The organism is Chryseobacterium sp. 'Rf worker isolate 10' (genome assembly GCF_050753305.1).
Taxonomy (GTDB): Bacteria; Bacteroidota; Bacteroidia; order Flavobacteriales; family Weeksellaceae; genus Chryseobacterium.
The window spans coordinates 972,286-982,807 of the sequence record NZ_JBOZOF010000002.1 but is presented as its reverse complement, the minus strand read 5'-3'; the positions used below and the strand labels follow the sequence as shown (position 1 = coordinate 982,807).

12 protein-coding genes are annotated in these 10,522 nt (G+C 36.5%); 2 read left to right on the top strand and 10 right to left on the bottom strand.

The annotated features are described in order from the left end of the window. Nucleotides 1–157: 157 nt before the first annotated feature. From LKL37_RS14350 to LKL37_RS14305, 10 genes are all read right to left on the bottom strand, one after another. The gene (locus tag LKL37_RS14350) at nt 158–358 is read right to left on the bottom strand and encodes a hypothetical protein (RefSeq protein ID WP_047378522.1); all 201 of its coding nucleotides are present in this window, start codon (nt 356–358) and stop codon (nt 158–160) included. Between the two features lie 5 nt (nt 359–363). Beyond that, nucleotides 364–966, bottom strand: a complete 603-nt coding sequence (locus tag LKL37_RS14345; protein WP_431611209.1) for a MarC family protein — start codon at nt 964–966, stop codon at nt 364–366. Between the two features lie 44 nt (nt 967–1,010). Then, the gene (locus LKL37_RS14340; protein ID WP_431611208.1) at nt 1,011–2,750 is read right to left on the bottom strand and encodes a BatD family protein; all 1,740 of its coding nucleotides are present in this window, start codon (nt 2,748–2,750) and stop codon (nt 1,011–1,013) included. After that, the gene (locus tag LKL37_RS14335; RefSeq protein WP_431611207.1) at nt 2,750–3,493 is read right to left on the bottom strand and encodes a tetratricopeptide repeat protein; all 744 of its coding nucleotides are present in this window, start codon (nt 3,491–3,493) and stop codon (nt 2,750–2,752) included. The genes LKL37_RS14340 and LKL37_RS14335 overlap by 1 nt, the downstream gene beginning before the upstream one ends. Before the next feature lie 99 nt (nt 3,494–3,592). Beyond that, nucleotides 3,593–4,600, bottom strand: a complete 1,008-nt coding sequence (locus tag LKL37_RS14330; RefSeq protein ID WP_431611206.1) for a vWA domain-containing protein — start codon at nt 4,598–4,600, stop codon at nt 3,593–3,595. Further along, nucleotides 4,600–5,592, bottom strand: a complete 993-nt coding sequence (locus LKL37_RS14325; protein ID WP_431611205.1) for a VWA domain-containing protein — start codon at nt 5,590–5,592, stop codon at nt 4,600–4,602. Before LKL37_RS14325 ends, LKL37_RS14330 begins: the two co-directional genes overlap by 1 nt. Next, nucleotides 5,585–6,481, bottom strand: coding sequence for a BatD family protein (locus tag LKL37_RS14320; protein ID WP_126651780.1), 897 nt, complete (start codon nt 6,479–6,481; stop codon nt 5,585–5,587). Before LKL37_RS14320 ends, LKL37_RS14325 begins: the two co-directional genes overlap by 8 nt. Before the next feature lie 58 nt (nt 6,482–6,539). Then, complete coding sequence (locus tag LKL37_RS14315) at nt 6,540–7,403, bottom strand: DUF58 domain-containing protein (protein WP_129039333.1); 864 nt, start codon at nt 7,401–7,403, stop codon at nt 6,540–6,542. A 69-nt stretch (nt 7,404–7,472) separates the two neighbouring features. Beyond that, complete coding sequence (locus LKL37_RS14310; protein WP_431611204.1) at nt 7,473–7,931, bottom strand: N-acetyltransferase family protein; 459 nt, start codon at nt 7,929–7,931, stop codon at nt 7,473–7,475. Beyond that, entirely contained in the window at nt 7,931–8,935 is a 1,005-nt protein-coding gene (locus tag LKL37_RS14305) for an AAA family ATPase (protein ID WP_089690154.1), read from the bottom strand. The genes LKL37_RS14310 and LKL37_RS14305 overlap by 1 nt, the downstream gene beginning before the upstream one ends. 251 nt (nt 8,936–9,186) lie before the next feature. Between LKL37_RS14305 and LKL37_RS14300 the strand changes: the two genes are divergently transcribed. After that, nucleotides 9,187–9,660 (top strand): DinB family protein, encoded by a 474-nt coding sequence (locus LKL37_RS14300; RefSeq protein ID WP_089690152.1) that lies wholly within the window; start codon nt 9,187–9,189, stop codon nt 9,658–9,660. Nucleotides 9,661–9,763: 103 nt separating this feature from the next. Next, nucleotides 9,764–10,522, top strand: a complete 759-nt coding sequence (gene rlmB, locus LKL37_RS14295) for a 23S rRNA (guanosine(2251)-2'-O)-methyltransferase RlmB (protein WP_431611203.1) — start codon at nt 9,764–9,766, stop codon at nt 10,520–10,522.

The window sequence follows — 10,522 nt, the reverse complement described above, 5'->3', positions numbered from 1 at the left end:
ATAATTCATAATTCATAATTCATAATTCATAATTCATAATTCATAATTCATAATTCATAATTCATAATTCATAATTCCTACCACCTAAACCCTACCACCTAAAAAACAAAAACCTCCTTCAAAATGAAAGAGGCTTATATCTATATGAAATATTTAATTATTTCTTTAAACCGATTCTACTCCATGTATCCATTACGAAAAGCAGGATAAGACCTATTGCAGCAGCTCCAGCTGAGAATGCAAACCTAACGTTATCTTCATCTCCTAAGATATCTGTTGCCTGCCAGTTGATAGCATAAAGATTGATGGTGATGAATACAATGAACAGTACTAAAAATACTTTATAAAACTTCTTCATGACTCTTAAAAATTAATATAATTCTGCACCAGCTGGGCAAAATTTGCGGTGAATAATTTAATTGAAATTGCCAAAAGGATGATTCCGAAAACTTTTTGAAGGATCATCAAAGTAGCATCCCCAATTTTCCTCTCCAACCATTTCGCTGATTTCAGCACCAAATATACGAAAATTGTATTAAGAACAATTCCGAAGATAATATTAATATCATGAAATTCAGCTCTAAGAGATAGTGCAGTTGTTAGTGTTCCGGCACCCGCAACCAACGGAAACGCGATGGGTACAATAGATGCAGCCTTTGCTTCAGTTGTCTTATTGATTTCAATTCCTAAAATCATTTCCAGCGCTATGACAAAAATCACAAAAGCTCCGGCAATTGCGAAGGAATTGACGTCCACTCCAATAAGCTTAAGGATCTTATTTCCTACGAACAGGAAAACGATCATAATAGCACCAGCAGTAACTGCAGCTTTTCCGGCTTCAATCTTTCCAAACTTCTGCTGAAGGCTTACTATAATAGGAACTGAGCCGATAATATCAATAACGGCGAAAAGAACCATGAAGCTGGTAACGATCTCTTTAATAGAGAAACCATCAAAAATTTCCATCTCTTTGTAATTAAAAATTTCGCAAAAATATGAAAATAAACTGATTATTTGCTAATTTGTGAATATAAATTAACAATTGTTTTCAAAAGTTCTTCAAGGGCATCAGTAGATTTCACAGGATTGTATTTCTCCATCTGAACTTTCTGCTGCAGCTTGCTGTATTCTTCTGCAACTGAAGACCCTTTGTGTTTTTCAAGAAAAGTCTTAAACTCAGCAGTAGAGCCTTGGAAATACTGGCTTCTTACTTCCTGATCCAATTCTTCCAGTGTTATAAAGAACTTTTCATACTCTCCGTTGTCTTTAAGATTTTCCAGATATCCGAAATAATCATTGATATCCGTTTTCAGCAATTCTCTGATCTCTTTTTCTGTTTCAGCCACTGAACCTAAAGGTTTTGACGGTACGGTTTCCCTAACTAATGTACGTTTTTTTTGCCAATTTTTAAATAATAAATAAGCGATAAAGAGGCTTATCAGAATGGCAATATTAGTTAAAAGGATATTCCAATGGAACTTACTTTTTTCTTTTACTTTGAAAGAGGTTGTTTTTAAAACCGGAGTATTTACCGTTTCAAGGAGGTTATTCGTATACTCATTTACCTTCTCTACTGTAGAACGGTCTTCCAGGATCTGATCATGAGAAAAAGCGTTCAAATCCAGTGTTTTTTGTCCCAAATCTACATATTCTTTGCTTTCAGGATCAAAGAATGCAAATTGCTCGGTTTTGATTGAAATTGTTCCGGACTTGTTTGGAATAATAACATAATTAGCCAGAATCTCACCTTTCATCCCTGTGCTTCCCGGAAAAACTTTGGAGGTGATTTTCGGAGCAAAAACTTCATAGTCCGGAGAGGCTGCAATTTTAGGAAGTTCCATATCCGGTAAGTTACCTTCACCCGAAACTTTCACCACAACATTCAGTGGTTTTTTGGCTTCCGGCTTTTCTTTGGAAGCATTATATACATTTACATTAAAGTTTCCAACTGCATTTTTAAAGGACTCAGGAGCTCCTTCCGGCAGTTTTCTCACATTAATTTTTACTTTATTGGAAACAATCTTGGCTTTGTTAGAATAAGTACTTACAGAAGCTGACACACCAGGAACTTCCACGTATCCCGCTTCATTTGGAAATACCATAAACATTGCCAATACCTGTGAAGGCATATTTCCATATCCTGACGGATCTATCTCAGATTTATCAAAATTAATAGGATGCACATTGATATTGTCCTGCTGAGGAAGATGAATATTCTTTACTTTTCTCAGGTTATCCATATTTCTTGAATACACTCTGAGAACAGCAATTGTAGGCTGATCCTGATATACATCCCGGTCATCAATCTCCATATTCAGGTAGACATCATTGGATGTATTGGCTGCTAATGATCTTCTGTCTACAATATCACGGATATTGACGTCAAAAGGTTCTGTTTTATAGATTTTATTGTTAACTGTCACCAGAACTGAACCAATTTTTATTTTCCCTTTTTTCTTAGGTTCAAGGGCAATTCTGGAGACTTTTTGGGTAATTAAAGTATTGGTAGCGGGATCAATCACGGTGTTGGTAACAGATCCACTTCCTATAATATTAAATTTTGAAAGATCCGGAAGCTGGAAACCTGTCTGCTGTACAAGGTCGGTTCCGTTCAGTTCAAGAACAATAGTAAGATTTACAATATCTTTCCCGGCATACTCGGATTTATCAGCATCCAAAGTAAGATTTACCTGTCCGTAAGTAATTACGGATGCGAGGGTAAGCAATATGTAAATCAATTTGTGCTGCATCACCAATCTTTCTCGTTGCTTTCAGGCATCGAATAAGAATTTTTGTTTAAAATTCTTCTGGCGGTTTCTTTTTCTTTTTCGTTTATCTTATCTAAGATCGCATTTTCAAGATTCTTTGGCATTTTGCCTTCATTATTCTGATTCTGCTTAGGATTATCGCCCTGGTCGCTTTTACCTTCGTTTTGCGGGCCATTTCCCTGATCCTGTTTTTTGTCTTTGTCGCCTTTCTGATCATCACCTTTGTTCTGATCATTTCCACCGCCGCCTTTACCTGAGTTATTCTGCTGGTTCTTTTGTTGTTCTTTTTCTTTCTCTTTCAGTTTGGCAATCTCATAATTTTTTCTGGTTACCTCACTGTGGGGATCCTGCTTCAGTGCTTTTTTATAATAGTCAGCGGCTTTTTCCGGCTGGTTCATCTGCATGTAAGCATTCCCTAAATTATGAAGAACGGCTGTTTTATCGGGAAGGGTTTGTGAAAGTTTTTCAGCTTTTTCAAACTCTGCCTTTGCCTCTTCGTATTTTTTACTTTTATACAAAGCATTCCCCATATTATAATGAGCGGTAAAATCTTTATCATTAGATTTTATCGCTTCCATATATTTTGAGGAGGCTCCGTCATAATCTTTACCGTCAAATTTCTGATTGCCTTCGTGAACTAAATTTCTGTAGTTTTCCTGCCCAAACAAGATGCCTGAGAACGAGATGGCAACAATAAACGATAAAAATATGATTTTAGTATTCATTACTTGCAAAATTATTCCTTTATATGTTAAGAAACAGAGTTTTATTTGTTAAAATTCGGTTAAAGTACTTGTAGAATTTCTTCTATAAATAAGCGAAATCTATACATTAAAATCTTTTTTAGGATTAAAAATATAAATTAAAAAGAAAAACAGAATAGATACTGCAAGAAAATATTGATAATAATGATTGGCATTCTGAGATTTCACCATGGTTTCAGCACCTGCAGACTTCTTATTTATTGCGTCTGCAATTCTGTCCGGAGCTTCATTGATGTTATTTCCGTCAATATAAGCTCCATCGGTAGATTCTGCCATTTTCTTTAAAGCTTCCGTCTGTCTCTTAGAAATCACTGTACCTCCATTCGCATCCGTCTTATATCCCATCAGCTGTCCGAAAACATATTCCGGAACCGGGGCTCCTTCATCTGTGCCTACTCCTACAGAAGTAATGCTTATTCCTTCTTTATTAGCTAATCTTATAGTCGCATTATCATTTCCTTCATTATCTTCACCATCACTCAGTAAGATGACTTTTCTGGACCCTTTGCTTACATTTTTAAATTTCTCAGCAGCAGCCTGCATCCCCTTCAGGAAATCCGTTCCCTGAATCTGCATAGAGTTTGTTTCAAGACCGCTTATATAAGTCTCCGCAGAATTATAATCGGTTGTAAGAGGCATAATAGACATTGCATGCCCGGCAAAAATGACGATACCTACTTTATCATTATTCATTTTCTTCATGGTAGCCAGCATCAGATTTTTAGCCTCTGTAAGACGGCTTGGATCTATATCTTCGGCATTCATAGAATTGGATACATCCAGCATGAAGATCACATTGTTCAGTTTCTGAGTACTTTTCACCTCTTCTGAACCATTCAAAAGATCAATAATAGAAAAGATCAGAAACAGTGTCCCTAATAAATATAAAGCAGGAAAAAACTTTGTAAATCCCGAACTTTTTTCAAATAAATTATCGTGAAACTGACTGCCTGCAAAAATTTCTCTTTTTTTGTTTCTCCACTTTAAAAAACGGATCAAAAAGACAGCTAACAGCGGCAGAAGCAACAGTAAAAATAAATACCAATAATTTCCTAAAGACCAACTCATCAGCTTAAAATTTTATAAAACACCCATCTCAACAATGCATCCAACACCAACATCGCTAATGCAATCCAAAGGAATATTTTGAAATATTCTTCATAATTGTACAGCTTGGAAACCTTCACATCAGATTTTTCCAGTTGGTTGATCTCATCATATACTTCTTCCAGACTGCTGTTGGAGGTCGCTCTGAAATACTTTCCTCCTGTAGTCTGTGCTATTTCCCGTAAGGTATTTTCATCAATAGTAACCTCCGTTTCAGTAAAGATAAGATCTCCAAAGATGTCCTGTGATGTCGGCATCAGGGCATAACCATTGGTCCCGATTCCGATTGAATATACCTTTATATTATTATTTTTTGCCAGTTCGGCAGCAAGCTGTGGAGGAATAGCATTCTGAATATTGCTTACTCCATCCGTCATAAGGATAACTACTTTACTTTTGGCTTTACTTTTAATCAAATGATTCACTGCTACGGAAAGCCCCTCTCCGATGGCCGTTCCCGGTTCAAGACCTGCCGAGTTCAGGTTTTTAATTTCATCAATAACAACCTGATGGTCTGAGGTAACAGGAACTTTAGTAAAAGCTTCTGCAGCATACGCTACGACTCCTATTCTGTCATTCGGACGTTTCTGAACAAATTTTACGGCAATATCTTTCAGTGCGGTAATTCTGTCCGGATTCAAATCCTTCGCCAGCATACTTAAAGAAACGTCAATAGATAGCATAATATCTACTCCCTTTGTATCATCTCTATCCTGCGAAACCGTAAATGTTCTCGGTCTGGCCATCGCAATAATCAAAGCTGAAAGAATGATATACTTTGAGATTTTAAGTAAAAAAAGTACCCCCTGAATTCCTCCGCTGTGATCCATATTTTTTATGGTAGGAACTTTTATCCCTTTTCTTTTGCGTCTCCCGGCATCTTTAATTAAAAGTGGGATAAACAGCAGAAAAAGTAATAAGAACCACGGACTGTAAAACTCAAAATTAAACATCCTTTCTTAAGTTTTCGAATTCTAAATCTTTGGATGATCTTTTCACAAAGTCTCTGATATTGGCAAAATCTCTTTCCATAGTTTCCTGATCAGGGAATGTTTTGGCAAATTTCACCAAATCTCCTCTCAGGAATACATCTTCAATTATTTTTTCGTTATCCTGCGAGATCGTATTATTCTTTTTCATAACATCAATAAGGTCATCTGTAAGAAGTACATCTGCAGGAAGGCGGTATTGTTTTGTAATGAAGGTTCTGGAAATATCGATCAGTTCTACATAGAATGAACGGAAGTTTCCACCTTCAATATATTTTTTCTTTTTAAGAGAATCCAGTTCTTTTAAGGTCTGATTGGTAGCCACTACAGGAGCATCCTTCGCTTTTCTCCCCCATTTTATGAACATAATAATAGCAATAATGAGTGCAATGGCTGCCAATGCCGCAAGAATATAAAACTTATAAAGCTCCCAGTAATCTTTAGCTTCAAGTTTCACCTGCTTATTATTCATGATATCATTGATCTGATCTGCTTTTTGAGCAGTATTAATGACATCAATTTCGTAAGGAATGGTTTTAAGTATTTTATCTCCCACTTTGAATTCCAGTTCCGGAATGGTAAATTTTCCTTCCTCAAAAACAGCAAATTCAATCTTTCTTTCGTAAGAATTGGCATTTTGTCCTATACTGTCTTTGGTTTCTTCAAAATGAAATGGGAGCAGTTCATTTTTGGCTGCTGAAGTTACCTGCTGTTCATTAAGATTATCTATCTTGATGGTAAGATGATTGATTTCTCCCAGAGCAAGGGTTTTCTTTTCTACGTTAGAGGATAATATCTGTGAAAAAGCATTCGCACAGATCAGGAAAGATAATATTAAAAGTATTTTTCTCAATGTTAAAATAATAAAGGCAAACGCCTGATGTTTTTAAGTTACGAACTGAGTCCGATGTTTATTTTTTCTGAAAATAATTATACAATAATTTTGAATAATCCGAGCCGGTATTGATATTCATAAAACTTGCAGAACTATTGGCAAAATCTTCTTCCAGAGCTCTCAGTTTCTGTTTTTGAGCTTCTGCAAAAGTATAGCGCCATCTTGCACTGGAAGTATTGGCCCATATTTCCTTTCCAGTTTCTACATCATATAAACGGGCATATCCTACGTCAGGAATTTCATTGTCTTTTTCATCATAAATCCTCATTCCCAGCAGCTGATGTTTCTTTGAAGCCACTCTCAACATTTTGGAATCATATTCATCTTCAAAATCTGAAAACAGAAAAACCAGAGATTTCCTTTTAAAAATCCCCATCATATATTCCATGGCTTTGTCTATTTTAGATTCTGCAGGAACATAATCTGCCGTCAGAATATTACTGATGATGGAAAGAATATGTTTTCTTCCTTTCTGAGGTGGGATTACTTTATATACTTTATCAGCAAATAGAATCAATCCTACTTTATCATTATTTCCAGCTGCTGAAAACCCTAAACTGGCTGCAATTTCAGCTACATATTCTCTTTTCAGCTGAACTTTTGTTCCATAATCCATGGAAGCGGAAATATCTACAAGAATCATCATCGTCAGCTCCCTTTCTTCTTCCATCACTTTTACAAACGGCTCACGGAAACGTGCGGTTTTATTCCAGTCGATTCTTCTGATTTCATCTCCAAACTGATACGGACGGACTTCTGAAAAAGTCATCCCCTGCCCTTTAAAGGCACTGTGATATTGCCCCATCAAAGCAGCCTCCGTCTTTTTTCTGGTACGGATTTCAATCTGCTTTACTTTTTTTACAATATCTTTTATCTGCATAGACAAGTTTAAGATTCAATGTTTAAAATTCAAAGTTTAATGTTTGAGTTGCAGGATTAATATTTCGGATTAATCTTTAAACTCAATGGATACATTCGACCACTCGTTATCAAACTTTGTGCTGTATTTTTTATAAAAATTGATTGCCGGTTCATTCCAGTTCAATACCTGGAAGACCATTCCGCTGTAATCATTGGTTTTACCATATTCCAGCGTAGCATCAAATAACTTCTTTCCTATTTGCTTTCCTCTCAGGTTTTCAGTCACTACAAGATCTTCAAGATACAGTCTTCTTCCTTTCCATGTTGAATACCTGTCATAATATAATGATATTCCTACAATCTTGCCTTCATATTCCGCAACAAAAGCTCCCCATACAGGAGAAGCACCAAAACCATCCTGGGTAAAATCATCCAGCGTTACCGTTACTTCATGCAGTGCCTTTTCATATTCTGCCAGTTCTCTGATTAGATCCAACATTGGGGCACAATCTTCCTGAACTGCTTTTCTGATTATTACATCACTCATTACGGTGCCTGGATTTTTGCTAAAATTCTGTTGATGATTTCTTCTGTTGTCACTTCTTCAGCTTCAGCCTCGAAAGTCAGGCCCATCCTGTGTCTTAATACATCTTTCGCCAGTGCTTTTACATCTTCAGGAATCACAAAAGCTCTTCCTTTCAGGAACGCATAAGCTCTTGAAGCAATAGCAAGGTTAATGGAAGCTCTTGGAGAAGCTCCGAAACTGATGTAGTTCTTAAGTTCAGAAAGACCATAATTTTCCGGATAACGTGTCGCAAACACCATATCCAGGATATATTTTTCAATTTTCTCATCCAGATAAATCTGGTTGATCAATTCTTTTGCATCAACAATATCCTGAAGGGCAATCACGGGCTTCACTGTTGGCTGATGTGACGTTGAAACCATTCTCATCACCTGTCTTTCATCTTCGAAAGCCGGATAATCGATGGTACACTTCAGCATGAAACGGTCACTCTGCGCTTCGGGCAGCAGATAAGTTCCTTCCTGATCAATCGGGTTCTGCGTTGCCAATACCAGAAACGGTTTTGGAAGTTTCATGGTTTCATCACCAATTGTCACCTGTTTTTCCTGCATCACCTCCAAAAGAGCCGACTGTACTTTTGCCGGTGCACGGTTAATCTCATCCGCTAGCACAAAGTTGGCAAATACAGGTCCTTTTTTTATGGAAAAATCATTGTCTTTGATATTAAAAATCATGGTTCCCACTACATCCGCAGGAAGTAAATCCGGTGTGAACTGGATTCTTGAAAACTCACCATGAACAGCATCAGCCAGTGTCTTTATCGCAAGAGTTTTGGCCAATCCAGGCACTCCTTCCAAAAGAACGTGACCATTCCCAAGAAGCCCCACCAAAAGTCGGTCTATCATGTATTCCTGCCCAATAATAACTTTGTTGATTTCCTGTCTCAGAAGAGAAAATAAGTAGTTTTTTTCCTTTACTTTTTCCGTCAATTGGCGGATATCTTCAGCTTGATATATCTCTGACATAGCTTGATTTAAAATAAGTGGTAAATTTCTGATAAATACTTGCATTAATCAACACAATAAATGCTATTTTTGAGTTAAAGTTTGTTAAATATTCCAGTATTGATGCAAGGTCAAGAACTGCTGAAGTCTTAAAACTCAACAGGATTATCCGATTTTTTCATAAAAATATATAAATTTTGCCTTAATCACCCGCTCAAAAATTGTCATTTCCAGTTTATTAAACTATTTTTGGTGATTAAAAATTTTGCAAAATGAATTATCATTTTCAAGCGCACAGACAGGTAAGAAAGAACCTTTTAGACGTCCTTCAGAATACATCCCATGAAGATCTGATTCTGATTCCGGATGGTTTCAACAACAATATCTACTGGAATATTGCACATACTGTTGCTACACAGCAGCTTCTGCATTATTACCTGAGTGGAAACCCTTTCCGTATTGATAAATACTGGATTGAAACCTATAAAAAAGGTACTTTACCCAACTTAAATGTTCAGAAATCTGAAGTAGAAGATCTTGAATTTTTACTGACAGAAACTTCTAAGATTTTAATGAAGGATTATGACAGTGATTTCTTTTCAGACTATACTCCATATACTACTAGTTTCGGAATGGATCTGAAAAGTATTCAGGATGCCATTATCTTCAACAATATGCACGAAAGTCTTCACTACGGATATGTGCTGGCACAGAAAAGAGCAATTTTAGGGGAAAAAGGGAGATAGTGAATTTTGCTATGCAAGTCAATGATCAAATGTGAATATACATCCATTACATCGACTTACAAAGAAAATTCACATTTTACAACTCACTATTTAAAATAATAAGATGACAGATAAAAAAGACGATTTTATTTTCGGGCTGCGTCCCGTGATTGAAGCAATTGAAGCAGGAAAAACTATTGACAAGATCTTTGTGCAAAATGCACTTCAGGGTCCTATTTATGCTGAATTAAAAGCAATTTTAGCTAAAAATAAAATCCGTCCCAATTATGTTCCGGTTGAAAAACTGAACCGTTTTACAAGAAAAAACCACCAGGGTGTGGTCGCTTTTATCTCGGATGTACCGTTTCATAAAGTGGAGGATATTGTTCCACAGTTATTCGAACAGGGAAAAACTCCTTTTCTTCTGATTTTGGACAGGCTTACTGATGTAAGAAACTTCGGAGCGATCTGCAGAACGGCAGAATGTGTAGGAATTGATGCGGTTATCATTCCGGAAAAAGGAGCTGCTCCTATCAATTCTGATGCGATAAAAACTTCAGCAGGAGGTATTTATAACATCAAAATATGTAAAGAAAACAATCTGGCACATACTGTAGATTTCCTTCAGCAAAGCGGAATTTCTGTATATGCAGCCAGTGAAAAAGCTCAGAAATTAATCTATGATGTGAACTTCACAGAGCCATGTGCTATTGTAATGGGAAATGAAGAAACCGGAATTTCTAAAGAAGTTTTGCATCATGCTGACGAAAAAATAAAACTTCCTATTGAAGGAAAAACTCAATCTCTGAATGTTTCTGTAGCATGTGGGGCGATTTTGTATGAAGCGGTAAGACAGAAAATGACCGTGTTACCAAATCCTTAA

Coding starts and splice junctions, on each gene's coding strand:
- LKL37_RS14305 (WP_089690154.1), bottom strand. CDS start 8,935: ATGTCAGAGATATATCAAGCTGAAGATATCCGCCAATTGACGGAAAAA.
- LKL37_RS14310 (WP_431611204.1), bottom strand. CDS start 7,931: ATGAGTGATGTAATAATCAGAAAAGCAGTTCAGGAAGATTGTGCCCCA.
- LKL37_RS14350 (WP_047378522.1), bottom strand. CDS start 358: ATGAAGAAGTTTTATAAAGTATTTTTAGTACTGTTCATTGTATTCATC.
- LKL37_RS14340 (WP_431611208.1), bottom strand. CDS start 2,750: ATGCAGCACAAATTGATTTACATATTGCTTACCCTCGCATCCGTAATT.
- rlmB (WP_431611203.1), top strand. CDS start 9,764: ATGACAGATAAAAAAGACGATTTTATTTTCGGGCTGCGTCCCGTGATT.
- LKL37_RS14300 (WP_089690152.1), top strand. CDS start 9,187: ATGAATTATCATTTTCAAGCGCACAGACAGGTAAGAAAGAACCTTTTA.
- LKL37_RS14345 (WP_431611209.1), bottom strand. CDS start 966: ATGGAAATTTTTGATGGTTTCTCTATTAAAGAGATCGTTACCAGCTTC.
- LKL37_RS14330 (WP_431611206.1), bottom strand. CDS start 4,600: ATGAGTTGGTCTTTAGGAAATTATTGGTATTTATTTTTACTGTTGCTT.
- LKL37_RS14325 (WP_431611205.1), bottom strand. CDS start 5,592: ATGTTTAATTTTGAGTTTTACAGTCCGTGGTTCTTATTACTTTTTCTG.
- LKL37_RS14315 (WP_129039333.1), bottom strand. CDS start 7,403: ATGCAGATAAAAGATATTGTAAAAAAAGTAAAGCAGATTGAAATCCGT.
- LKL37_RS14335 (WP_431611207.1), bottom strand. CDS start 3,493: ATGAATACTAAAATCATATTTTTATCGTTTATTGTTGCCATCTCGTTC.